The 23,444-nt window shown below is 70.6% G+C and carries 23 protein-coding genes and 2 tRNA genes; 14 read left to right on the top strand and 11 right to left on the bottom strand.

The annotated features are described in order from the left end of the window. Positions 1–23: 23 nt before the first annotated feature. Genes FZ046_RS04430 through FZ046_RS04405 form a run of 6 tightly spaced genes read right to left on the bottom strand, consistent with a single transcriptional unit; the run spans position 24 to position 5,243 of the window. A complete protein-coding gene (locus FZ046_RS04430; protein WP_070352894.1) occupies positions 24–1,193 on the bottom strand; it encodes a sulfotransferase family protein in 1,170 nt (389 codons plus the stop codon). Next, positions 1,190–2,314 carry an LLM class flavin-dependent oxidoreductase gene (locus FZ046_RS04425; protein ID WP_070352895.1) on the bottom strand — a complete coding sequence of 375 codons (1,125 nt, stop codon included), beginning with the start codon at positions 2,312–2,314 and terminating at the stop codon, positions 1,190–1,192. The genes FZ046_RS04430 and FZ046_RS04425 overlap by 4 nt, the downstream gene beginning before the upstream one ends. Positions 2,315–2,361: 47 nt before the next feature. Continuing rightward, on the bottom strand, positions 2,362–3,186 hold the full coding sequence (locus FZ046_RS04420; RefSeq protein ID WP_070352896.1) for a crotonase/enoyl-CoA hydratase family protein: 825 nt from the start codon (positions 3,184–3,186) through the stop codon (positions 2,362–2,364). Between the two features lie 55 nt (positions 3,187–3,241). Further along, entirely contained in the window at positions 3,242–3,682 is a 441-nt protein-coding gene (locus FZ046_RS04415; RefSeq protein ID WP_125939705.1) for a hypothetical protein, read from the bottom strand. Positions 3,683–3,699: 17 nt separating this feature from the next. After that, positions 3,700–4,182 carry a DUF4334 domain-containing protein gene (locus tag FZ046_RS04410; protein WP_070352929.1) on the bottom strand — a complete coding sequence of 161 codons (483 nt, stop codon included), beginning with the start codon at positions 4,180–4,182 and terminating at the stop codon, positions 3,700–3,702. 2 nt (positions 4,183–4,184) lie between these two features. Beyond that, a complete protein-coding gene (locus FZ046_RS04405) occupies positions 4,185–5,243 on the bottom strand; it encodes a pyridoxal phosphate-dependent aminotransferase (protein WP_070352898.1) in 1,059 nt (352 codons plus the stop codon). A 93-nt stretch (positions 5,244–5,336) separates the two neighbouring features. On the opposite strand from FZ046_RS04405, the gene FZ046_RS04400 reads away from it, so the two are divergent. The 4 genes from FZ046_RS04400 to FZ046_RS04385 all read left to right on the top strand — a co-directional run bounded on the left by FZ046_RS04400 (position 5,337) and on the right by FZ046_RS04385 (position 8,112). Next, a tRNA-Ser gene (locus FZ046_RS04400) sits at positions 5,337–5,428 on the top strand. A 37-nt stretch (positions 5,429–5,465) separates the two neighbouring features. Next, positions 5,466–5,538 (top strand) — tRNA-Arg (locus FZ046_RS04395). 142 nt (positions 5,539–5,680) lie between these two features. After that, positions 5,681–7,690: an Ig-like domain-containing protein gene (locus FZ046_RS04390; protein ID WP_125939706.1), complete on the top strand. Its 2,010-nt coding sequence runs from the start codon at positions 5,681–5,683 to the stop codon at positions 7,688–7,690. Positions 7,691–7,722: 32 nt separating this feature from the next. Then, the gene (locus FZ046_RS04385; protein WP_070352901.1) at positions 7,723–8,112 is read left to right on the top strand and encodes a nuclear transport factor 2 family protein; all 390 of its coding nucleotides are present in this window, start codon (positions 7,723–7,725) and stop codon (positions 8,110–8,112) included. Here the strand turns inward: FZ046_RS04385 and FZ046_RS04380 are convergent. Then, positions 8,067–10,400: a putative bifunctional diguanylate cyclase/phosphodiesterase gene (locus FZ046_RS04380; RefSeq protein WP_141755435.1), complete on the bottom strand. Its 2,334-nt coding sequence runs from the start codon at positions 10,398–10,400 to the stop codon at positions 8,067–8,069. The genes FZ046_RS04385 and FZ046_RS04380 overlap by 46 nt on opposite strands. A gap of 157 nt (positions 10,401–10,557) precedes the next feature. On the opposite strand from FZ046_RS04380, the gene FZ046_RS04375 reads away from it, so the two are divergent. Continuing rightward, positions 10,558–11,049: a metallophosphoesterase family protein gene (locus tag FZ046_RS04375; RefSeq protein ID WP_070352930.1), complete on the top strand. Its 492-nt coding sequence runs from the start codon at positions 10,558–10,560 to the stop codon at positions 11,047–11,049. Positions 11,050–11,079: 30 nt separating this feature from the next. On the opposite strand, the gene FZ046_RS04370 is transcribed toward FZ046_RS04375, so the two are convergent. Further along, positions 11,080–12,360, bottom strand: coding sequence for an HNH endonuclease (locus FZ046_RS04370; RefSeq protein ID WP_070352903.1), 1,281 nt, complete (start codon positions 12,358–12,360; stop codon positions 11,080–11,082). A gap of 86 nt (positions 12,361–12,446) precedes the next feature. Here FZ046_RS04370 and FZ046_RS04365 point away from each other — a divergent pair, with 86 nt between their 5' ends. Further along, positions 12,447–14,351 carry an alkyl/aryl-sulfatase gene (locus FZ046_RS04365; RefSeq protein ID WP_070352904.1) on the top strand — a complete coding sequence of 635 codons (1,905 nt, stop codon included), beginning with the start codon at positions 12,447–12,449 and terminating at the stop codon, positions 14,349–14,351. Here the strand turns inward: FZ046_RS04365 and FZ046_RS04360 are convergent. Further along, entirely contained in the window at positions 14,348–15,112 is a 765-nt protein-coding gene (locus FZ046_RS04360) for an SDR family NAD(P)-dependent oxidoreductase (protein ID WP_070352905.1), read from the bottom strand. The genes FZ046_RS04365 and FZ046_RS04360 overlap by 4 nt on opposite strands. 81 nt (positions 15,113–15,193) lie before the next feature. On the opposite strand from FZ046_RS04360, the gene FZ046_RS04355 reads away from it, so the two are divergent. The 3 genes from FZ046_RS04355 to FZ046_RS04345 all read left to right on the top strand — a co-directional run bounded on the left by FZ046_RS04355 (position 15,194) and on the right by FZ046_RS04345 (position 17,782). Next, the gene (locus tag FZ046_RS04355) at positions 15,194–15,793 is read left to right on the top strand and encodes a histidine phosphatase family protein (protein WP_070352906.1); all 600 of its coding nucleotides are present in this window, start codon (positions 15,194–15,196) and stop codon (positions 15,791–15,793) included. Between the two features lie 45 nt (positions 15,794–15,838). Next, the gene (locus FZ046_RS04350) at positions 15,839–16,882 is read left to right on the top strand and encodes a phosphotransferase family protein (RefSeq protein ID WP_070352907.1); all 1,044 of its coding nucleotides are present in this window, start codon (positions 15,839–15,841) and stop codon (positions 16,880–16,882) included. Between the two features lie 72 nt (positions 16,883–16,954). Continuing rightward, entirely contained in the window at positions 16,955–17,782 is an 828-nt protein-coding gene (locus tag FZ046_RS04345) for a transglutaminase-like domain-containing protein (protein WP_070352908.1), read from the top strand. A gap of 11 nt (positions 17,783–17,793) precedes the next feature. Here FZ046_RS04345 and FZ046_RS04340 read toward each other — a convergent pair whose 3' ends face one another. Next, the gene (locus FZ046_RS04340) at positions 17,794–18,192 is read right to left on the bottom strand and encodes a LapA family protein (protein ID WP_070352909.1); all 399 of its coding nucleotides are present in this window, start codon (positions 18,190–18,192) and stop codon (positions 17,794–17,796) included. Between the two features lie 164 nt (positions 18,193–18,356). Here FZ046_RS04340 and FZ046_RS04335 point away from each other — a divergent pair, with 164 nt between their 5' ends. The 5 genes from FZ046_RS04335 to FZ046_RS04315 are packed head-to-tail and all read left to right on the top strand — an operon-like array spanning position 18,357 to position 22,499. Continuing rightward, positions 18,357–19,313, top strand: a complete 957-nt coding sequence (locus FZ046_RS04335; protein WP_070352910.1) for a glycine betaine ABC transporter substrate-binding protein — start codon at positions 18,357–18,359, stop codon at positions 19,311–19,313. A gap of 3 nt (positions 19,314–19,316) precedes the next feature. Further along, the gene (locus FZ046_RS04330; RefSeq protein ID WP_070352911.1) at positions 19,317–20,435 is read left to right on the top strand and encodes an ABC transporter ATP-binding protein; all 1,119 of its coding nucleotides are present in this window, start codon (positions 19,317–19,319) and stop codon (positions 20,433–20,435) included. After that, a complete protein-coding gene (locus FZ046_RS04325) occupies positions 20,432–21,103 on the top strand; it encodes an ABC transporter permease (protein WP_070352912.1) in 672 nt (223 codons plus the stop codon). The genes FZ046_RS04330 and FZ046_RS04325 overlap by 4 nt, the downstream gene beginning before the upstream one ends. Next, a complete protein-coding gene (locus tag FZ046_RS04320) occupies positions 21,100–21,903 on the top strand; it encodes an ABC transporter permease (protein WP_070352913.1) in 804 nt (267 codons plus the stop codon). Before FZ046_RS04325 ends, FZ046_RS04320 begins: the two co-directional genes overlap by 4 nt. Beyond that, entirely contained in the window at positions 21,900–22,499 is a 600-nt protein-coding gene (locus FZ046_RS04315) for a putative glycolipid-binding domain-containing protein (RefSeq protein WP_070352914.1), read from the top strand. Before FZ046_RS04320 ends, FZ046_RS04315 begins: the two co-directional genes overlap by 4 nt. Here the strand turns inward: FZ046_RS04315 and FZ046_RS04310 are convergent. Then, entirely contained in the window at positions 22,462–23,406 is a 945-nt protein-coding gene (locus tag FZ046_RS04310; protein WP_070352915.1) for a prephenate dehydrogenase, read from the bottom strand. The two genes, FZ046_RS04315 and FZ046_RS04310, sit on opposite strands and share 38 nt — an antisense overlap. Positions 23,407–23,444 lie beyond the last annotated feature (38 nt).

Below are 23,444 nucleotides of genomic sequence, written 5' to 3'. Positions count from 1 at the left end.
CGACGGCGTGCACCGCGAGGCGGTCAGCCACGGTTCTCGATCGGGACGCCGAAGCGTTCCCGGAAGGGTCGGAACTCGGCGTGCAGGGCGTCGAGGTCCTCGCCGATGTCGGTCAGCACGGACGTCGAGTAACGGAACTTGCCGTGCCGGTCGCCGGGGTTCTCGGCGAGGTAGGTGCGCATGGCGGCGGCAGCGTCGTCGGTCAGCGTGCGACCGCTGAAGTCGTAGAAGCGGGCCACCGTGCCGACCGGGTCGGCGACGAAGTCGACGTACCGCACGTGCAGGATTCGCGGGTCGTCGACCATCGGGTTGGTCATGGTGTTGGTCACGCCGGCGCGAGTCATCGCCAGGTGGTTGCGGGCCTCGGCCCGCAGGTCGACCGGGCCGACGATGCCGTCGAGGATGTCGGCCATCATCATGGTGCGCGACGCGGCCACCTGGACGGGGTCGCGGTGCAGCCAGACGAGCGTGGCATCGGGGTAGGCGTCGAAGAATTCCGCGAGCCGGAAGCCGTGGAATCCCTTGAGCACCCAGCGCTTCGGCGGTCGGCCGTACTGGAGCTGCTGCAGCATCGCCCGGTGGATGGCGTACTGCGCGGCCGCGTCGGTGGGCAGCCCGCCGACCACGGTGGGCATCGGGACGCGCCACCACGCCGTCGGGGTCATGACGCGGAAGTCGAAGGCCCAGGTGCGTTCGTCCTCGGGCAGGCCGTCACCGAGCATGTCGTTGTACGGGTGGCTGTGCAGCCACTTCGGCAGTTTGGCGTTGATCTCCCGCCAGTCGGCGTCGGCGCGGGCGCGGCGCGGGTCGTCGGGCTCGGCCGCACCGGGCGGCGGCGACGGGTACATTACCTCCCAGAACCGCAGTGCGCGCGACTCCGGGTCCACCGACATCAGCGCGTGCATCAGCGTGGTGCCCGAGCGGGGCTCCCCGGTGGCGAACATCGGGCGGTCGATCACCTCGTCGGCCGTGCCGTACCGCTGCCGGTCGGCGAAGAACTCGAGCCGCGAGGTGAGCAGGCCCAGGCACACCTCGGCGGCTCGCGCCTGCCCGTCGTCGTCCATGCCCAGTGCGCTCAAGTGGTCCACGGCCACCGAGAACCGCTGCGACAGAGTGGGATCGCCGAAGTCGTCGAGTCCCGTGGCGGCGCGCGCGGCGGCCAGCAGGGCGGCGGCGTCCAGCGGCGTGCTCACGGGGCCTCGCAGAGGCGCAGCAGTTCGTCTTCGGTCTCGCGGACCAGGTCCGCCGACGCTGCGGCGTGGCGCAGGCCCGCCATGGCGCCGTAGTCGAGGATCTTCGGCACCCGAAGCCCCGCGTCGACGAATTCCTTGATGCGCCGCGCCACCTGCCGGGGCGTGCCGTGCGGCACGACGGCCAGCACGGCCTCCGGGTCGGTGCGGTCGAGGAAGTCGACGATGCGCTCGCGGGTCAGCACGGCGGGGTCGATGTCCTGGAAGCCGCGCCACCGGTCGCCCAGGGGATGGTCGAAGCCGAAGTCTGCCAGCGTCTTCGCCGAGACCTGCAGCAGGAACGCCTTGACCAGTGGGGCGGCGACCACCTCGGCGAGTGCGTCGTCGTCGGGGGCCAGCAGGCACACCTGGATGAAGCACGGCGTGATCGCCAGCGGGTCGCGCCCGGCCCGTTCGGCCGACGTGCGCACCACGGCGAGCATGTCGGCGTAGTGCTCGGGCGTCCACGCACCGGCGGGCCACCAGCCGTCGGCGTGGCGTCCGGTGATCTCGAGCATCCGGGGCCCGCTGGCGCCGATCCAGATTGGCGGGGGAGACCCGCCGTAGGGTTCGGTGTCCAGCCGGGCACCGTCGAGCCGGTAGAAGCGGCCGGCGAAGTCGACCGGCCCGTCGGAGCGCCACAGCAGCCGGATCACGTGCAGCGCCTCCTCGAAACGGCTGACGGGTGAGGTGAAGTCGAAGCCGTAGGGCACCACGTTCTCGGTCTCGCCGCTGCCGAGTCCGAGGATGAAGCGGCCACGGGCGAGGTGGTCGATGGTCAGTGCGGACTGCGCGAGCATCGCCGGGTGGCGGCGCACGGTGTCCACGACGCTGGTGGCGAGCGGCACGGTGTGGGTGAGCGCGGCGGCGGCCGCCGCGACGGCCATCCCGTCGAGATGGCGGTGCGGCGATGGCGACGCAGTCGCGAGGTCGGTGAACTCCGGCGTCCAGATCGAGTCGGGCCAGAAGCTCACCATGTGGTCGGGCAGCCACACCGAGTGGTAGCGGCCGTCGTCGAGGCGGGCCAGGACGTCGAGGTCCAGCGGCAGCGTGGTGCGCAGGAATGCCGCGGGCTGAACCGTCACGCCGTGATGCTAAGCATGTGCACAGCACGGCGTCCCGGGAATGGCGGCTACTCGCCGGTGAACTCCGGCGGCCGCTTGGCGAACATCGCGGTGATGCCCTCGGTGAGGTCCTTGCTCGGCAGGAACGCGGAGTTCCACGCCGCGACGTACCGCAGGCTCGCCGCAACGGCGGCGGTGCGCTGCTCGTCGAGGACGTCCTTCACACCCTGCACGACGAGCGGAGGGTTGGCGGCGATCTCGCGTGCGGTGTCGTGCGCGGCGGCCAGCGTCGCCTCGGCGTCGGCGAAGACGTCGTTGACCAGACCGATCTTCTCGGCGCGCGTGGCGTCGATGTCCTTGCCCGTCAGGGCCAGTTCGCGCAGATGCCCGTCGGACAGGATCAGTGGCAGCCGCGCCAGGGAGCCGACGTCGGCGACGATGGCGAGCTTGACCTCGCGCACCGAGAACTTCGCGTCGGCGCTGGCGTACCGGATGTCGACCGCGGAGATCAGGTCGACCCCGCCGCCGATGCACCAGCCTGCGATGGCGGCGATCACCGGCGTGCGGCAGTCGGCGACCGCGGTGATCGACTGCTGCATGGTCTTGAGCCGGGCATGGAAGTCGGCGCGCGGCTTGGCCAGTGCGCCGTCGGCCATCATCGGGCCGAGGGTGTCGCCCATCGCCGCGAGGTCCAGGCCGTAGCTGAAGTTGCGTCCGGAGCCGGTCAGCACGATCGCGCGGACGGCCGGGTCGGCGTCGAGCGCGGCGAACGCGACCGGCAGCTCGGCCCAGAAGGCCGGGCCCATCGCATTGCCCTTGCCGGGGCCGGTCAGCGTCACCTGCGCGACCTGGCCGTCGACGTCGACGGTGAGGGATTCGTACGTGTCGCCCATGGGAGGAGAGGCTAGCGGGCCGACCTTGGGGCTACGGCGGCGAGCCGCCCATGCGCTACGGCGGCGAGCCGCCCAGGAGCACCTCGCTGAGCACCACGTCGGGCGGCACCATCTGGCACAGCGCGTCGGCGACCAGGCGCATGCCGTCGGCACCCTCGCCGCCGAGGATCGGTCCCAGCTCGCCGAGGTCGGTCAGATCGCCGAACTGGCCGGCGAGGATCTCCTGGACCGCGGCGGACTGCTCCTCCGGGGTCAGGGCCTGGTACTGCTCGCACGTCAGCGTGGCGGCGTCCCCCGACGGCGGGGTTCCGGGCGAGGTGCGCGGCGTCCGCGGCGACGTGGTCCGCGGTGACGACGTCCGGGGTGACCGCGTCGAGTCGGGCGCGGAGAACCCCGGTTCGGTGGTCATCGCGACGGTCCCGGTGACGGTCTGGCTGCACCCGGCCGTCACGCCGACGGCCAGCATCGCCGCCGCCACCGCGACACGCTTGTCCATGACCGCCACAGTAGGCGCTAGACCCGTTGGAGGTAGAAGTACAGGAAGCGCGGCGTGCCCGAGGAGGTGTCGAGCGCGCCCTTGCCGTTCATGATGCCGATGACGGTGTTCTCGTCGACCTTCTTGAAGTGGTCGTGCACGGGCTTGCCGTCGTACACCATCGTCGCGACCACCTCGCCGCGGAACTCCTCGGCCCACAGGCTGGCCTCGCCGTTCATGGCCTCGGTGTTGGAGAACCGGTTGCCGTCGGCGTCGAGGCAGACGAGCGGCTTGGCGTCCGACGGCGAGACGAAGGTCTTGCCGAACCAGTTGAGCCGGTTCATGAATCCGTTGGCGCGGTGGCCGGTCTGGAACTCGCCGCCCTTCCACTCGCCGATCATGAAGTCGACCGTCGTCGGCTGCAGCGTCGCCCAGAAGGCGTCGAGTTCGGCGTCGGTGAGCGGGTCGGTGCGCGCGACGAGGTCGTCGAAGGCGGCGCGGGCCGTGGTCGTCGAATCCATGGTCATCCAATCCATCGGGTGGCGAAGCGGAGGAAGGCGTCGTTCTCGTGCACCGCGGCCACGGTCACCCGCACGCCGTCCTGACCGTAGGGGCGGACCAGCAGCCGGTCGTCCGCGGCGGCGTTGACGAAGTTCTCGGTGCGCTCGGCGAGCGGCAGCCAGACGAAGTTGGCCTGCGACGGTGGCACGATGAAGCCGACCTCGCGCAGCGCGGTGGTGACGCGGGCGCGCTCGGCGACGACCTGGTCGGTGCGGGCGAGCAACTCGTCGGAGGCCTCGATCGACGCGATGGCCGCCGCCTGCGAGACGCTGGTCGCGGTGAACGGGACATACACCTTGCCGAGCGCGGTGATGATCTCGGGGTCGGCGACGGCATAGCCGACGCGGAGGCCGGCCAGTCCGTAGGCCTTCGAGAACGTGCGCAGCACGACGACGTTCGCGTGCTCGCGCACCAGGCCGAAGCTGTCCGGGGCCATGCCGTCGCGGATGTATTCGACGTATGCCTCGTCGAGGACGACGAGGACGTGCGGCGGCACCGCGGCGACGAAACGCGCCAGCGCGTCGGGGTCGACGACGGTCGACGTCGGGTTGTTCGGATTGCAGACGAAGATCAGGCGAGTGCGGTCGGTGATCGCCGCGAGCATGGCGTCGAGGTCGAAGACGTGGTCGCGCAGCGGTACCTGAACCGGCGTCGCCCCCGCGGTGCGGACCTGCAGCGGGTAGATCTCGAAGCTGCGCCAGCCGAAGAGCACCTCGTCACCGACGGACGACGTGATTTGGATGAGCTGCTGGCACAGGCTCACCGAGCCGCACCCGACGGCGATCTGTTCGGGAGCGAAGCGGCCGCCGTCCAGGGACTTGGCGAGGCACTCGCGCAGTTCGACGTAGCCGTTGTCGGGATAGCGGTTGATGGTGTCGGTCGCGGCGGCGATCGCGGCACGCACGCTGGGCAGCGGACCGTTCACGGTCTCGTTGCTCGCGATCTTGATAGCGCCCGGCACGGTGCGGCCCGGAGTGTAGGCGGGGATGTCGGCCAACTCGGGACGGAGACGGGCGGTCACCGGGCCAGTCTAGGGTCCGCCCGATTCAGCCCCGCCTCCCGGCTTTTGCCTTCTCTCGGGCGGCCTGTGTACGCTTGCCCCTCGGATCGTTCGGGAGGCGTGCCAGAGCGGCCGAATGGGACTCACTGCTAATGAGTTGTCCCCCTTACAGGGGACCGGAGGTTCAAATCCTCTCGCCTCCGCCACACTGGCACCCGCCAGAGTGAACAAGTGAATAGCACGGCGCCCGTAGCTCAACGGATAGAGCATCTGACTACGGATCAGAAGGTTAGGGGTTCGAATCCCTTCGGGCGCACTCGACGTTCCCCGCATCTCTCGCGGGAGAACCACTGCCACATCTTCTGCCGCGACGCGTGACCACTCGCGTACGTCATTTCGCGCACGGCACGGCCCGCTCGGTATAACGTGACCCCCGAAATATTGACGAGGGGGTAAGCATGGCTGGAACCACGACTCGCGGACGGCACCGTCGCGCAGAGGACTTCGCCGTCCGCCGCTGGATCGCCGCGGGCGCCGCATCGGCGGGCGTCGGCGCGGCACTGCTCGGGCTGTCGGCCGTCGCGCCGGCGGTCGCCCTCGCCGACGACGCGGGGTCATCGTCGGGTTCGTCGTCGTCGGAGAGTTCGTCGTCGGGGTCTTCGTCGTCGGGCTCTTCGTCGTCGGGCTCTTCATCGTCGGCGAGTTCGTCGAACCAGTCGTCGTCCGGCGAGTCGTCGGGCTCCACGGCCACGAACTCGGGTACCGATGCCGCGACGCCTGCGGGCGAGTCGGCGAGCAGCGGCGGTTCGACGGCCGGCGGGTCGGCGTCCACGAACCCCGACGCGCCGCGCACCACCGTCAGCGCGCAGACCAACACCGGCACGGCCACCGAGAAGGCCGCCGACGAGAAGGCCGCCGACGACGAGGCCTCCGAGAAGGCCACCGAGAAGCCCAAGGACTCCGCCGCCACGACGATCGCGAACGAGCAGTCCGCGTCGGCCCAGCCCGTGGGCCGCACCGTGACGGCCGCGTCATCGTCGCCGGCCCCGTCGCCGGACTCGTCGCCCGCCGATACGAGCCCCGCCGCCATCCCGGCCGCGTTCGTCGCCCCCGCCGCGACGCCGGTCGCCCCCGCCGCCGCACCCTCGGCGACGTCGACGAGCCCGTGGGTCACCCAGACCGTCAGTGCGGTCAACGGTCCGCAGCAGTTCGTGACCGACTCCGTCACGGGCCTCACCCAATTCGTCCACGCACTCGTCTCGGCGCTGCCGTTGCCGCCGGAACTGAAGTGGCACGTCGAGGGCGCGTTCTGGGCCGTGCGCCGCTCGTTCCTCAACCTGGCGCCGTCGGTGGCGGCGGTGCAACTCACCGGTCAGTCCGGCGACCCGGTCAGCGGCCGGGTCGATGCGACCGACCCCGAGGGCGACGCGATCGTCTACCGACTGGTGACGGGGCCGAAGTTCGGCACCGTCGCGCTCGCCGATGACGGCAGCTACGTCTACACGCCGGGAGCGGGTTTCGCGGGGGTCGACAGCTTCGCGATCGCCGCGCAGGACACCGGCCTGCACCTGAACCTCTTCGACCCGTTCCGGCGCGCGACCGACGCCGCGGTCCTGATGAATCAGGGCGCGATCACCTTCGCGTTCCACTACGCCGTCGGCGACGAGGCGTGGACACCCGAGGCACGCGAGCGGCTGCTGGTGGTGGCACACGATCTCGCCAACCACTTCGTGGTGACGACGCCGGTGACGCTGGACTACGACGTCACCTCGAGCGCCAGCCCCACCAGCCTCGCCAGTGCGGGCAGCGACCTGATCAGCGACGCGGCCGGCTTCTTCCGGACGATCGTGCAGAACAAGTTGCTCAGCGGCATCGATTCCAACGCCGGCGCCGCCGACGGCCAGATCAATTGGAACTGGGCGAATTACACCTGGGCACTCGGCGACACGGTGCCTGCCGGCGCCTACGACTTCACCTCGACGGTGATGCACGAGCTGCTCCACTCGTTCGGGTTCCTGTCCTACATCGGCCAGGCGGGCGAGAACACCGGCCGCACCTGGACGATCTACGACGGCTTCGTCGTCGACCAGAACGGCACCCGGGTCATCCGTGGGGACTACTCGTTCGACACGGCGTTCGATGCCAACGTGACGGGCGGCAACGGCGGCCTGTTCCTGGGCGGACTGGGGGCGGTGGCGGGCTACGGCGGAGCGCTGGTGCCGATCTACACGCCGAACCCGTGGGAGTCCGGCAGCTCGATGCACCACATCGACGACGCCACCTTCACCGGTGATCAGCAGAAGCTGATGAACGCCCAGACCGACACGGGCCTGGGCGTGCGCGTCCTCAGCCCGGTGGAGCTGGGCATCCTGCGCGACCTCGGCTACACGGTGGTGAACCAGCCCGTCAGCATCGCCGCCGCGGCGTTCGGCTTCCTGTTCGTGCGCCGGATGCGCAGGCGGCCCTAGGCGGCGCGCCTCGCGGTTGCGAGGATGTGTGCATGACCTCCTCCGTGATCGACCGCTGGCACGCCTTCATCGACGGCGGTCACGACCCCGACGTTCTCATCGACCTGCTCGCCGAGGACGCGGTGTTCTACTCGCCCGCGATCTTCTCGCCGCAGAAGGGCCGGGAGAAGACCGCCATGTACCTGAGGGCGGCCGCGAAGCTGTTCGGCGACACCGACTTCCACTACGAGAAACAGTGGATCGGGGAGCGGTCGGCGGTGCTCGAGTTCGCGGCGACCGTCGACGGCACGTACGTCAACGGCGTCGACATGATCCAGTGGAACGACGACGACGAAATCATCGAGTTCAAGGTCATGCTCCGCCCGTTCAAGGGCCTTCAGCTGGTGATGGGAAAGATGGCCGAGCTGCTGGCCCCCAGCTGACACTGCTCCCGCAGCGCCGTCGCGTGCATGGGCTTGGCGAAGTAGTGACCCTGCGCGACGTCGCAGCCGTAGTCGCGCAGCCGGTCGGCGGTGGCGCGGTCCTCGACGCCTTCGGCGACGCACGCCACGCCCAGCGCGTGCGCCAGGTCGATCACGGACCGGACGATCGCTGCCGCGCGGTCGCTGTGCAGGACCGGCGCGATGAACTGCCGGTCGAGTTTGAGTTCGTCGATGGGCAGTTCCCGTAGGTAGCTCATCGTGGCGTAGCCGCTCCCGAAGTCGTCGATGGCGATGCGAATGCCGTTGTCGCGCAACCGCTTGATGACGTTGCCGGCGCGCCGGATATTGGCCAGGAGCAGGTGCTCGGTGATCTCGACCGAAAGCGCGGCCGCCGGGAGTTCCGCCGCGGCGAGGGCGGCGGCGATGTGGTCGGGCAGATCGAGATCGTTCAGCGAGGGCGCGAAGAGGTTGATGGCCACCGGCACGTCGCAGCTGGGGGCCGCGAACCAGGTGGCGGCGTCGCGGACGGCGCGCTTCAGCACGACGTCGGTCACGGCGCCCATCAGCCCGTTCTTGCGCACCAGCGGCAGGAACTGGTTGGGCGTCAGCACGCCGTGCTCGGGATGCGGCCAGCGCACCAGTGCCTCCACGCCGACGGTCGACCCCGTCGAGAGGCTGATCTTCGGCTGGTACACCAGGTCCAGCTCGTCGTCATCGATGGCCCGGCGCAGCTGACCGAGGAGCTGGATGCCGGCGACGGGCTGCTTCCGTCGCTTCCCGGCGGATTGCCAGTTGGTGCGCAGCTCGGCACGGTCGACGTGGCGCATGTCCGCGGTGAAGGTCTGCACGCCGCCGACGCCGGTGCGCTTGGCCGCGTACATCGCGACGTCCGCGCGGCGGAGCAGTTCGTCGGCGGTGAGGTCCGCGCCGTCGAGCGGCGGCGTCACGGCGAGTCCCACGCTGGGATGCATGTAGATCTCCTCGCCGTCGAGGAAGAACGGCTTGTCGAAGACCTCCACGACGCGCTGGGCGATGTCGTCCGGCGGCTCGGGCCCGTCCTCCATGAGCACGGCGAACTCGTCGCCGCCGAACCGTGCGATGGTGTCGCCGGTGGGGACGACGCTGATGAGCCGTTCCGCGACGGCGCGCAGCATGGCGTCGCCGCTCGGATGGCCGAGATGGTCGTTGACGAGCTTGAACTCGTCGAGGTCCAGCGACAGCACGGCGACCCGCCGCCCGTCACGGCCGCGCATCTGCATGGCGTGCTTGAGCCGATCGGCGAAGAGCAGGCGATTGGCCAGCCCCGTCAGCGGATCCCGCAGCGCCTGGTCCGCGACGGTGCGCAGCAGCTGCCGATTGTCCGCCACGAACGCCATCTGGCGCAGGATCGCCGCGATCACCAGGATCCCACCCGAGATGAGGATGGGTCGCGCGGCCGACGAGGACCAGAGGTCGGTCAGCCCGGCAACGACGGCGATCGAGAGCGGGACGAAGGGAAGCCAGGAGGCCAGCCGCGACGGCTCCTCGTGCGGAACGGTCTCGTAGCGCGGGGTGTACGCGCCGAGCAGCGCCCCGACGCTCAGCAGGACCAGCCCCAGAGCCCAGCCGATCACCAGGACGTCGTCCGCGGTCTTGCCCGTTGCGCTGTACTGCACGAGCGCGCTGTCGGTGACCGCCATCGTGGTGAGGCCGGCGGTCACGAAACCGAGGACGGGACGCTGGCTCGGCAGCGCCGTGGTGAGCACCAGTGCGCAGATCGACACGACCAGCACGTCGGAGATCGGGTACGCCAGCGCCACGACGAGCGTCGCGAGATCTTGCCGACTGCTGGCGAAGACGTCGCGCAGGACGAGAACCCACGAGACGAGGAAGATCGCCGAGGTGATGATGACGCCGTCCAGCACGGGCCGCAGACCGGTGAGGCGGCGCGCGGACGCGGTGACGAGCAGTGCGGCCAGCACCGTGACCGGAAGGATCAGGTATGCGGCGTCGGCGAACGACGGCGCCACCGGTGCTGAGTCCTTGGCCAGTGAGTAGTACGCCCAGATCAGGTCACCGACGACCCAGCCGGCCAGCCCGACCGCCAGGAGCGACCAGGCGCGGCGACGGCGTCCGCGGGTTCGGTGGGCCGCCCACGCCGCCGAGGCACACGCGAAGGCACTGAACAGTGGTGACCCGAGATCGCCGACGACACGGACCACGTCCGGACCGCCCCGCCCGGCGGCGAGTACCGTGGCAAACGCCACCAGCGCGAGCGCAGCTGCACCTATGAGCAGCCTGACCTTCATTGTGAGCACGTCAAACTCCCAGTTCTCGGCCATCGTTCGATATTTGGCAGAGGATGTCAAGAAAGGGCTGCCTCGGCGTACCCCGTGACGGGTCGTTGAACCAGCAACTATTGGGCATCGAGGAACACCCGAAAGCGGCCTTGCTACGGTGCATCCGATGCGCCTCCTGCTGATCGCCGACACCCACGTGCCCAAGCGGGCGCGCGACCTGCCGGCTCGAGTGTGGGACGAGGTGGCGCGGGCGGACGTGGTGGTGCACGCCGGCGACTGGGTGGAACCCGGACTGCTCGACGACCTCGAACGCCGGTCGCGGCGGCTCGTCGCCTGCTGGGGCAACAACGACGGTGAGGAACTGCGGCGCCGGCTGCCCGAGCGGGCCGACGTGACGCTCGAGGGCGTGCGGATGACGGTCGTCCACGAGACGGGTGCGTCGGGCGGCCGGGACGCGCGCATGGCGCGGCTCTACCCGGACACCGACGTGCTCGTCTTCGGGCACAGCCACATCCCGTGGGACACCACCGCCGACACCGGTCTGCGCCTGCTGAACCCCGGGTCGCCCACCGACCGCCGCCGCCAGCCGCACTGCACCTACATGACCGCCACCGTGTCCGACGGGGTGCTCAGCGACGTCGAGTTGCACCGCCTCTGAGATCAGGCCACATGGATCAGGCCTCCGAGATCAGGCCGCGTGCCCGGTGACGTCCACGCCGATCCGCAGTTCGACCTCGCTCCAGTCGAGCCGGTCGCAGCCGGGTAGCGGTGGCGCCACCGACCGGCGACGCATCCCGGTGGGCGTCGTGACGTGCACGACGTGCCGCCCGTGGCCGTCGTGGCCGGCGTCGGTCACCCACCCGGGGGCCTCCTTGGCGTAGTTGCACGCCTCGCACAGCCCGATCCCGTTGGTAGCCGACGTGGCGCCACCGCGACGGACCGGCGTCGCGTGATCGCGGTGCCGGATCGGCGCGTCACAGAACGGTGTTCGGCACGTGTCGTCGCGCACCTCGAGGAAGCGGCCCAGCGCCTTGGGGAACAACCGAGACCTGGACTCCATCGCCACCAGCGCACCACTGCGCGGCTCGGCGTAGAGCCGGCGCAGCGTCGCGCGCGACCGCTCGTCGTCGAGGGCGCGGCGGATCAGCCGGCGCGCCAGACCGGCCGGCATCGGTCCGTACCCGGTCACTCGCGCCGGTTCGTCGGCGCCGTCGAGCAGGGACCGGTCACTGAGCACCACGTTGACCGCCACCGGTACCGGGACGTCGGCCGCGCGTCCGGTGACGCGCTCGACGAGCGTGTCCGCCATGGTCTGCCCGCGGCCGCGGCCGTCGGCGCGGGCGTCGGCGGCCTTCGTCAGCGCCGCGTACACCGACACCCCCTGCGGCATGGGCAGCAGCGCGGTCACGTAGGTCATGGCATCGGGAGCGGGGCGAATCGTCACTGTGCGGTCCTGCTCGGCGCGCACGGCGCGGTCGACGACGGCCCGCGGGTCGAGGCGGTAGGCGATCTCCTTCGCCCGCGCCGCGATGCGCGCATCGCCGAGGCCCTCGAGATCCGCGGGCCGACCGCACATCTCGGCGTCGAGAGCGCGCCGGTCCTCGAGGTCTAGGCACGCCGACTCGCGCACGATGAGCGTCGCGCGCCACTCGCTGAGCACGCCGCTGCGCAGTGCGGCGTACGTGTGGGGCATCTCGTGGACGAGCGCCCGCGCGAAGCCCAGGTGCCTGCCACCGCGGTTCGGCGAATCCCGGCGCGCGAGGGCAACTTCCGCGGCCAAGCCGCGCCCGCGTCGTGCGGCGGGCAGGCCGAGTTCCGCCTCGGCGCGGCGGCGCCGTTCGTCCCACAGTGCCGTCACGCGCGCCTGCTCGGCGGCCGCCGCCGACTTCAGCCGTTCCAGGGCCGCCACCCGTTCGGCCAGCGCGGCCTCGTCGGCATCGGTCGGCATCGGCGCCAATGAATCGAACATGTGTTCGATGCTACGCGGGGGGTACGACACCGCAATCAAGCGCGATAACCGCCCCCGCCGGCCGCGACGGTGGCAGCCTCGTCGGCATGGAGCAGAAGCCCCCGACCGCCACCATCACCGCCGCCCACGCCGACCACCTCGGCCGGCTTCCCTTCGACGACACCCGCGACCTCGCGGCCGCCGACCGTGGCTTCATCGCGGCACTCGAGCCCTGCGTGGTCACCGCGGCCGATGGCCGGGTGGTGTGGAACAACGACGTCTACGACTTCCTCGCCGGGGAACCGCCGGAATCCGTGCATCCCAGCCTGTGGCGACAGTCCCAGTTGTGCGCCAAGCAGGGTCTCTACGAGGTGACCAGGGCGAGCGGAGCGACGGGAGACGATGCAGCGGGCATCTACCAGGTACGCGGCCTCGACCTCTCCAACGTCACGTTCGTGGAGGGGGACACCGGGGTCATCGTCATCGATCCGCTGGTCTGCACCGAGACCGCGGCCGCGGCACTGGGTCTGTACCGCGAGCATCGCGGCGACCGGCCGGTCGTGGCGGTGATCTACACCCACAGCCACGTCGACCACTTCGGCGGCGTGCTCGGGGTAACCACGCAGGCCGACGTCGACGCCGGCGCGGTTGCCGTCCTGGCACCCGAGGGCTTCACCGCTCACGCCGTGCAGGAGAACGTCTACGCGGGCACGGCGATGACGCGCAGGGCGGGGTACATGTACGGCACCGTGCTCGCGCGGGGACCTCAGGGACAGGTCGGCTGCGGGCTCGGTCAGACGCCGTCCACCGGCGAGGTGGCGATCATCGTCCCCACCATCGACATTCGCTCGACCGGCGAGACGCACACCATCGATGGCGTCGAGATCGAGTTTCAGATGGCCCCCGGCACCGAGGCGCCCGCCGAGATGCACTTCTACTTCCCGCAGTTCCGTGCGCTGTGCATGGCCGAGAACGCCACGCACAACCTGCACAACCTGCTGACGCTGCGCGGCGCTCTGGTCCGCGACCCGCACGGCTGGGCCGGCTACCTCACCGAGGCCATCGACGCCTTCGCCGACCGCGCCGACGTCGTGTTCGCCTCGCACCACTGGCCGACGTGGGGCCGCGAGGACATCGTCGAGTTCGTCTCGCTACAGCGCGACCTGTACGCCTACCTGCACGACCAGACGCTGCGCCAGCTCAACCAGGGGTTCACCGGCGTCGAGATCGCCGAGGACTTCCCGCTGCCCCCGGCACTGGAGGCAGCGTGGCACGCGCACGGGTACTACGGATCGGTCAACCACAACGTCAAGGCCGTCTACCAGCGCTACATGGGATGGTTCGACGGCAACCCGGGCCGGTTGTGGCCGCACCCTCCGGAGGCCATCGGCCCGCGCTACGTCGCCGCCATGGGTGGCCTCGACCGCGTGGTCGAACTTGCCCGCGAGGCCTTCGACGGCGGTGACTTCCGCTGGGCCGCAACGTTGCTCGACCACGCGATGTTCACCGACGCCGACCACGCCGCAGCGCGTGGGCTCTACGCCGACACGCTCGAACAGCTCGCCTACGGTGCGGAGAACGCCACCTGGCGCAACTTCTACCTCGCCGGCGCCACCGAACTGCGGGACGGCAACTTCGGCACCCCCACCACGACGTCCTCGACGATGGCCGGACAGCTCTCGCCGGAGCAGATGTTCGACGTCCTGGCCATCAGCGTCAACGGGCCCGCCGCCTGGGACCTCGACCTCGCGCTGGACGTCACGTTCCTCGACACGGGTGACAACTACCGACTCACGCTGCGCAACGGCGTGCTGATCTACCGCAAGGCCGCCGCCGATCCCGGGACCGCGCACGCGACGCTGCGCCTGGTGAACAAGCTGCGCCTACTCGCCCTGGCCGCGGGTGATCAGACCTCGCCCGGGGCGGACGTCGACGGCGACGCCACGGCCTTCGCATCGCTCGTCGCGGTGCTCGACCGGCCCGACCCGGCGTTCGACATCGTCACCCCCTAGGGGATGCCGCCGTCGGCCCGCAAGGTCGACCCGGTGGTGAAGCTCGACGCGTCGGAGGCGAGATACAAGGCAGCGCCGACGATCTCGCTGGGCTGGCCGGGACGTCGAAGCGCCGAGCCCGCGAAGCGGTTCACCTCGTCGTCCTCCAGTCCCCACGCCTTGCTGACGTCGGTGAGGAACGGCCCGGCCATCAACGTGTTGACCCGCACGGTCGGGCCGTAGGCCTTGGCGAGACCCTCGGTCAGCGCATTCAGGCCGGCCTTCGCGGCGGCATAGGGCAGCATGTGCGGGTCTGGCCGCAGTGATCCCGTCGAGCTGACGTTGATGATCGACCCGCCACCGTCGGCCACCATCCGCTCGCCGAGAAGGGATGACAACCGGAACGGGCCCTTGAGGTTCAGGTTGAGCACGGCGTCGAACAGCTTCTCGGTGACGCCGGTGAGCCCGTCGTAGAGGGGACTCATCCCGGCGTTGTTGATCAGGACGTCGACCTTGCCGAAGCGGTCGTAGGCGGCGTCGACGAGTCCGTCGAGCTGCTCCCAGCGCCCGACGTGCACCTGGTAGGGGAACGCCGTGCGGCCCGTCGACGCGGCGATCTCCTCCGACGTCATGACGCAGGACTCGAGGTCGCGGCTGGCGATCACCACGTCCGCGCCACACTCGGCCGCGGCGAAGGCCATCTCCCGGCCCAACCCACGGCTGCCGCCGGTGACCAGGACGACGCGGTCGGTGAGATCGAACAGGTCGTCGGCGTAGCCCATGCACCCTCCTGCCCCGGTCGCGGTCGACAGTGATGCTCGCACGGGCCCTAGGGTGGGGCAGGGGAAAAGGGAGAAGCGGACATGCAATTGCTCGTCATCCGGCATGCCTTGCCGTTGCGCAGCGAGCCCGGTCAGGGCGCGGACCCGGACCTGGCGCCCGACGGCGTCGAACAGGCCAAGCGGCTGCCGGATGCGCTGGCCCGCTTCCCGATCACCCGCCTCGTCAGCAGCCCGCAGCGCCGCGCCCTGCAGACCGCCCAGCCGGTCGCCGACGCGCTGGGCCTGCCCGTGGACGTCGACGATCGCTTCGCCGAGTACGACCGGGACCTCGCGCAGTACGTGCCCATCGAGGAGGCCTCGCAGGAGGACATCCAGCGGCTCATCGACGGCCACCTGCCCGGCGGGGTGGATGAGGATGCCTTCGTGGCGCGCGTCCTGGCGGCCCGCGACGACGTGGTGACCGCGGCCGCGCACGAGGACACGGTGGCGGTGTTCAGCCACGGCGGCGTCATCAACGCGCTGGTGGCCGACGCGGTGCAGTCGCCACGGCTGCTCTGCGTGCAGGTCGACTACGCCGGCGTCACGCGACTGCTGGCGTCGCGCACCGGGAAGCTCGGCGTCGCCGGCGTGAACGCCGTCGAGCACGTGTGGGATCTACTGCCGCGGAACCAGCGCTGGTGAGCGCCCCGCGACGGTGCCCGTCGCCGCGGTGGTAGAACAAGTCCCGTGACCACGGACGGACTCGACCTCACCGCCCTCGACCGCCACCTACGTGACATCGGGGTGCCGCGCACCGGCGAATTGCGCGCCGAACTGATCGCCGGCGGTCGGTCCAACCTGACCTTCCTGGTCGCCGACGACGCCTCCCAGTGGGTGCTGCGCCGCCCGCCGCTGCACGGTCTGACGCCGTCGGCCCACGACATGGCGCGCGAGTACACGGTGGTGGCCGCGCTCGCCGGTACGGACGTCCCCGTCGCCCGGGCGGTCGCGATGGCCGACGACGACACCGCGATCGGCACCACCTTCCAGATGGTCGAGTACGTGCCCGGCCGGGTGGTCCGGCACACCGACGAACTCGCGGCGCTCGGCGACCAGGCCACGATCGATGCCTGCGTGGGCTCCCTCATCGACGTGCTGGCCCGGCTGCACGCCGTCGACCCGGAGTCGGTCGGTCTCGGCGGCTTCGGTCGGCCCGTGGGCTACCTGGAACGCCAAGTGCGACGCTGGGGTTCGCAGTGGGACCTGGTGAAGACCGACGACGACCCGCGCGACGCCGACGTCCGGCTGCTGCATGCCAAGCTGGGCGAGCGCATCCCGGCCGAGACGCGCAGCGCGATCGTGCACGGCGACTACCGCATCGACAACACCATGCTCGACGCCGAGGACGCCACCGTCGTGCGTGCGGTCCTCGACTGGGAGATGTCGACCCTCGGCGACCCGCTCTCCGACGCGGCACTGATGTGCGTCTACCGGCACCCCACCTTTAACAGCGTGCACGCCGACGCGGCGTGGGCGTCCGACCTCGTCCCGCCCGCCGATCAACTCGCACAACGTTATTCGGTCGCCTCGGGCCAGGATCTCGCGCACTGGGACTTCTACATGGCGCTCGCCTACTTCAAGCTCGGCATCATCGCCGCGGGCATCCAGTTCCGCGAGCGGATGGGTAGCCACGCCGCGGGCGGCGAGATCGGGTCGGGCACCGAGATGGGTGAGAAGGTGGGCGCCGCGGTCGCCCCGTGCATCGCCATGGGGCTGGCCGAACTCGGCTGACCCGCCGCGCGGTTTGGCGCGAATCGTGGTGGGGTAGAGACCCTCGCCCCCACCAACAGGAAGGCGGTCGCCATGCCGTCGGAATCCCCGAGCGAGCTGCGGCGCGAGGTCGGCGCCCACCTCGACGTGTCCATCGACGCGCCGACCACCGTCGAATGGCAGATCGCCGTCGCGCCGCACCCGGGCGCCACGGTCACCGAGTCGCTGTCGTTCACGTTGGACGGCAAGGAGATCGAGGCCGCCGAGATCACCGGGGAGCACCGCAACCGGATCCACAAGTTCGACGTCGGGGTGGGCACGCTGATCGCCGACTACCGGGCGACGGTCGTCGGCCGCGCCGAGCCGCCGGCGGTCACCGACCTGGATCCGTCGACGTACCTGCGGCCCAGCCGGTATGCCGAGGCCGACAAGTTCTTCGGCTTCGCCGCCACCGAGTTCGGCGCGTACACCGATTCGGCGACGCTGCTGGAGAAGGTGTCGGCCTGGGTGGGCAGGCGCCTGCAGTACGTCCCCGGTTCGTCGGACCCCATCGACGGCGCCGCCGACACCCTGCTGTCCGGCAAGGGCGTGTGCCGTGATTACGCCCATCTGGTGGTCGCCCTGCTCCGGGCGGTCAACGTCCCGGCGCGGCTCGTCGCGGTCTATGCGCCGGGCTGCCATCCGATGGATTTCCACGCCGTGGCGGAGGCCCTCGTCGACGGGCATTGGCGGGCGGTGGACGCGACGTGCCTCGCGCCACGCCAGTCGCTGGTGCGCATCGCCACCGGTCGCGACGCCGCGGACACGGCCTTCCTCGACAACCACGGCGGCTCGCTCACGCTGAACTCCGCCACCGTCACGGCCGTGGTGGACGGCGACCTACCGGTCGACTCCGTGCACGACGTCGTATCGATCCGCTGAGCGTCGATCCGCTAGCGGATGGCGGCCTTGTAGTTCTTCTTCGCCGCCCGCCGCAGCTGGAAGATGCGCGCGGCGCCGGCCAGCACGGTGATGAGGCCACCCAGCACCGCCGCGGCCAGCATCGAGACGCCCAGTGGCAGGCTCCACTCCCAGCCGAGGAAGTGCAGGATGACCGACTCGGTGTTCTGGGCGATGAAGATCAGCAGGACGATCAGGACCAGGAACCCGACGATCAGCGCCGACCACAGGGCGCCGGCGCGGGTGAACTTCACGGCGCTGGCCGGGGGCGGCGGATTCGGCGCGGGCGCGGGGTCCACGTTGGGGGCGCCCAGAGTGGGGTCCGGCACGGCCGGATCCAGGGAGCCGGGGTTCCCCGGATCGTGGGCCGGGACGTGCGGATCGGTGCTCATGGGTTCATCATTGCCCCTCTGACATGCGAATGAAACAACTTCGCGCGGGGTAACCGTTCGGCCGCGCGCCCAACGTCGCGCACGAGCCAAACCCGGGCGACGTCGCGCGATGGCCGTTACTGTCGCCTTCTGGCCATCGCACTCGACGTCGAAGGGACGTTCGCATGGAATCGGCACACCGGGCCGTACGGTCGCGCGCGCTGGCGGTGATCGCGGTCCTGCTGATCGGCGTCCTCGCGGCGTGCGGCAGCTCCAATCCGCTCGGCGGCGGGCAGATCTCCGGAGACCTCAAGACCATCAAGGTGGGCTCGGCGGACTTCCCGGAGTCGCGCATCATCGCCGAGATCTACGCACAGGCGTTGGAGGCCAACGGCTTCGACATCAGCCGCCAGTACGGCATCGGCAGCCGCGAGACGTACGTGCCCGCGGTCAAGGACCACTCGATCGATCTCATCCCCGAGTACACCGGCAACCTGCTGCAGTATTTCGACAAGAACACCACGGCCACCGACCCGGACGCCGTGCTGCTGGCGCTCTACGACGCGCTGCCCGGGGATCTGTCGATCCTCACCCCGTCACCGGCCAACGACCAGGACACCGTCGCGGTCACCTCGGAGACCGCGCAGCGGTGGAACCTCAAGACCATCGGCGACCTGGCCCGGCACTCGGCCGAGGTGAAGTTCGGCGGCCCGTCGGAGTTCATCAACCGCAAGGAGGGACTGCCGGGCCTGAAGGAGAAGTACGGCCTCGACGTGCCGCAGTCGAACTTCGTCGCGATCAGCGACGGCGGCGGCCCGGCGACGGTCCGGGCCCTGGTCGACGGCACCGTGACCGCCGCAGACATCTTCAGCACCTCGCCCGCCATCCCGCAGAACCGGCTGGTGGTCCTCGAGGACCCGAAGAACAACTTCCTGGCCGCCAACGTGGTGCCGCTGGTGGCGTCGCAGAAGATGTCCGACCAGCTCAAGACGGTGCTCAACGCGGTGTCGGCCAAGCTCACGACCGAGGCGCTCATCGAGATGAACACCGAGACCTCGGGCAACGGCGGCATCGACCCCGACGAGGCCGCCGAGAAGTGGGTCAAGGACAACGGCTTCGACCAACCGATCAACGGGGGCTGACAGATGATCACGTTCGAGAACGTCACCAAGCGCTACCCGGACGGGACCGTCGCCGTCGACGACCTCACCCTGGACGTCCCCGAGGGCACCCTCGCGGTGTTCGTCGGGCCGTCGGGCTGCGGCAAGACCACGTCGATGCGGATGATCAATCGGATGATCGACCCGTCGTCGGGCCGGCTGACGGTCGACGGCGAGGACGTCACCTCCGTCGACCCGGTGAAGCTGCGGCTGGGCATCGGCTACGTCATCCAGAGCGCCGGGCTGATGCCGCACCTGCGCGTGGTCGACAACGTGGCCACCGTCCCCGTGCTCAAGGGCGAGTCGCGCCGCGCCGCCCGCAAGGCCGCGCTCGGCGTGCTGGAGCGCGTGGGCCTGGACCCCAAGCTCGCCAACCGCTACCCCGCCCAGCTGTCCGGCGGTCAGCAGCAGCGCGTCGGCGTCGCCCGGGCACTGGCCGCCGATCCGCCCATCCTGCTGATGGACGAGCCGTTCAGCGCCGTCGACCCGGTGGTCCGCGAGGAGTTGCAGACCGAGATCGTGCGGCTGCAGAACGACCTGCGCAAGACCATCGTGTTCGTGACCCACGACATCGACGAAGCGCTGAAGCTCGGCGACAAGGTCGCCGTGTTCGGGCGCGGCGGCGTGCTGCAGCAGTACGACCCGCCCCCGCGGCTGCTGTCGAATCCGGCCAACGACTTCGTCGCGGGTTTCATCGGCGCCGACCGCGGTTACCGCGGGCTGCAGTTCACCTCCGCCAGCGGTCTTCCGCTGCACGACATCCGGACCACGCAGGAGTCCGCCATCGACGCGCTCGACCTCGCCGAGGGAGAGTGGGCACTCGTCCTGCGGCCCGACGGCTCGCCGTACGCGTGGATCGACCGCTCCGGCGTCGCCCTGCACCGCGACGGAAAGTCGCTGTACGACAGCACGATCGCGGGTGGCTCGCTGTTCAGCCCGGACGGCACGCTGCGGTTGGCGCTCGACGCGGCACTGTCCTCGCCGTCCGGGCTGGGCGTCGCGGTCGACGCCCACCGGCAGGTGATCGGCGGTGTGAAGGCCGACGACGTGCTGGCGGCGCTCGCGGCCCGGCCGCGCGATCCCTGGGGTGAGCAGACCGCGTGAACTACCTGCTCACCCACCTCGACGACGCGTGGGAGCTGACGGTCGTCCACCTGTGGCTGTCGCTGCTGCCGCTGGCGCTCGGGCTGGTGATCGCCGTGCCGGTGGGGGCGCTGGTGCAGCGCACCCGGGTGTTGCGCCGGCTCACCACCGTCGTCGCCAGCATCGTGTTCACCATCCCGTCGCTCGCGCTGTTCGTCGTGCTGCCGCTGGTCATTCCGACCAGCATCCTCTCGCCCGCCAACGTCATCGTCGCGCTGACGCTGTACACCGTGGCGCTGCTGGTGCGCGCGGTGCCCGAGGCGCTCGACGCCGTGCCGCCCGCCGTGCTGGACGCCGCCACCGCGATCGGCTACCGGCCGCTCACGCGCGTACTCAAAGTCGAACTGCCGCTGGCGATCCCGGTGCTCGTCGCGAGCCTGCGGGTGGTCGCCGTCACCAACATCTCGATGGTGTCGGTGGGCTCGGTGATCGGCATCGGCGGGCTGGGCACCTGGTTCACCGACGGCTACCAGTCCGACAAGAGCGACCAGATCATCGCGGGCATCATCGCGATCTTCGTGCTGGCGCTCGTCATCGACACGCTCATCATGCTGCTCGGCAAGCTCGCCACCCCCTGGGTGCGCGCGGGCAATGCGCCGAGGCGTGCTGCGAAGGCGGGTGCGCGATGAATTTCCTCACCGACGCGCTCGGCTTCATCTTCACCGCCGCGAACTGGAGCGGGCCCGCGGGCCTCGGCATGCGCATCGTCGAGCACCTGCAGTACACCGTGGTGGCGGTCGTCTTCTCGGCGCTGATCGCCGTGCCGATCGGCATGGTGATCGGGCACACCGGTCGGGGCACGTTCCTGGTGGTCAGCGGGGTGAATGCGCTGCGCGCGCTGCCCACCCTGGGCGTCCTGCTGCTCGGCGTGCTGCTGTGGGGGCTGGGCCTGGTACCGCCGACGGTGGCGCTCATGCTGCTCGGCATCCCGCCGCTGCTGGCGGGCACGTACTCGGGCATCGCCAACGTCGACCGCCTCGTCGTCGACGCGGCGCGGTCGATGGGCATGACGGAGCGGCGCGTGCTGCTGCGCGTCGAGGTGCCCAACGCGCTGCCGCTGATCCTCGGCGGGCTGCGGACCGCGACGCTGCAGATCGTGGCGACCGCGACCGTCGCGGCGTACGCCAGTCTCGGTGGGCTGGGCCGCTACCTCATCGACGGCATAAAGATCCGGGAGTTCTACCTGGCGCTCGTCGGCGCGCTGATGGTCACGGCGCTGGCGCTCGTCCTCGACGCGCTGCTCGCGCTCGCCGTGTGGGCGTCCGAACCGGGCACCGACCGGTTCCGGCTGCGCCGCATGCCGCAGCCGTTCCTCGGCGACGAGGTCGCCCTCGAGAGCGCCTCGCCGGCGGCCGCGACGTCACGATCCGGTCCGAGTTCGGCCACCCGCTACGAAGCGCAGCGTCCGTCGCCTACGGTAGAGGGGTGAGTGCAGCAGCCCGCTCGGAGGACATCGAAGGTACGTGGCCGGCCGTCTTGACCTGGCGCGCGCATGACGCGTCGCGGATGGAATCCGTCCGGGTCCAGTTGTCCGGCAACCGCATCAAGGCCTACGGCCGCATCGTCGCGGCGGCCACCGATGCCCATCCCGCGTTCAGCGCGTCGTACGACCTGGTGACCAACGAGGCCGGCGCCACCAAGCGCCTGTCACTCACCGTCACCCTCGCCGAGCGCGAGCGCCAGCTGTCCATCGCCCGGGACGAAGAGGGCATGTGGCTGGTGCAGGATCACCAGAACCAGACGAAGCGGTCGACGTTCGAGGGCGCACTCGACGTCGACGTCGTCTTCAGCCCGTTCTTCAACGCGCTGCCGATCCGGCGCGCCGGCATCGCGAGCACCACAGAGACCGTCGAGGTGCCGGTGGTCTACGTCCGCCTGCCCGATCTGGCGGTCGACCTCGAGACCCTGAGCTACGCCGGCGGCGAGGACGGGGTGACGCTGGTGTCGCCGATCGCCGACACCGTGGTGACCGTCGATGGCGACGGCTTCATCCTCGACTACCCAGGACTGGCAACGCGGATCTGACGACACCGCCCGCGCGCCCGGCCGCGGCCAGTTCGGCCCGCCAGTCCGGTGCGCCGATCGTCGTGGTGAGGATCTGCGGGCGGCTGAAGCTGTCGTAGCGCATCCGCGCGGCGTGCCCGGACTCCACCAGGTCGGCCACCGAACCGGTGTCGGCGAGGCGGTCGCGGGCCGCGGTCAGCGTCGCGATCGCCCGGTCCAGCGACCCCAGCAGCTGGCCAGCGTTCGCCTCGCACATCGCCCGCACCAGGTCCGGAGCGGTGGCGGCCACCCGGGTGCCGTCCCGGAAGGAGCCCGCGGCGAGCGCGAACGCCAGCGGAACGTCGCCCGCCCCGTCGGCCAGGGCCTCGGCGAACAGGTGCGGCAGATGCGAGATGGCCGCCGCGGCCGCGTCGTGTTCGTCGGATCGGGCGGGCACGACGAAGGCCCCGCAGGCCAGGGCCAGGTGCATGACCGTCGCCCACACACTGGGGTCGACGTCGTCGTCGACGCTGAGCACCCACGGTGCGTCGACGAACAGGCGCGCGTCACCGGCGGCCCAGCCGGAGTGCGCGGTGCCGGTCATCGGATGGCCGCCGACGAAGCGCTCGGCGAGGCCGTGCCTGCGCACGGCGGTCAGGACGGCGCCCTTGACGCTGGTGACGTCGGTCAGCGGTGCGTTCGGCGCGATGCGCCGGACGTGGTCGAGCATGATCGGCAGCGCCGGCATCGGCACCGCCAAGACGATCAGCGCGTCGTCGGCGGCGGCGCGCCGCAGGACGTCGTCGAGCGAGTGGTCGGCGTCGAAGCCGTCGAAGCGCGCCGCCTCGACGCCCTCGACCGACCTGTTGTAGCCGTAGGCCCGCCAACCCGCTGCGGTTGCGGCCCGCAGCAGCGACCCGCCGATCAGTCCGAGACCGAGCACGCACACCGGTGTCCCCACGGCTTCAAGGTTGGCACATCATGCGT

The organism is Mycolicibacterium grossiae (genome assembly GCF_008329645.1).
Lineage (GTDB): Bacteria > Actinomycetota > Actinomycetes > Mycobacteriales > Mycobacteriaceae > Mycobacterium > Mycobacterium grossiae.
Note: the sequence above shows the minus strand (reverse complement) of the source record. Positions and strands in the feature narration are given on the sequence as shown.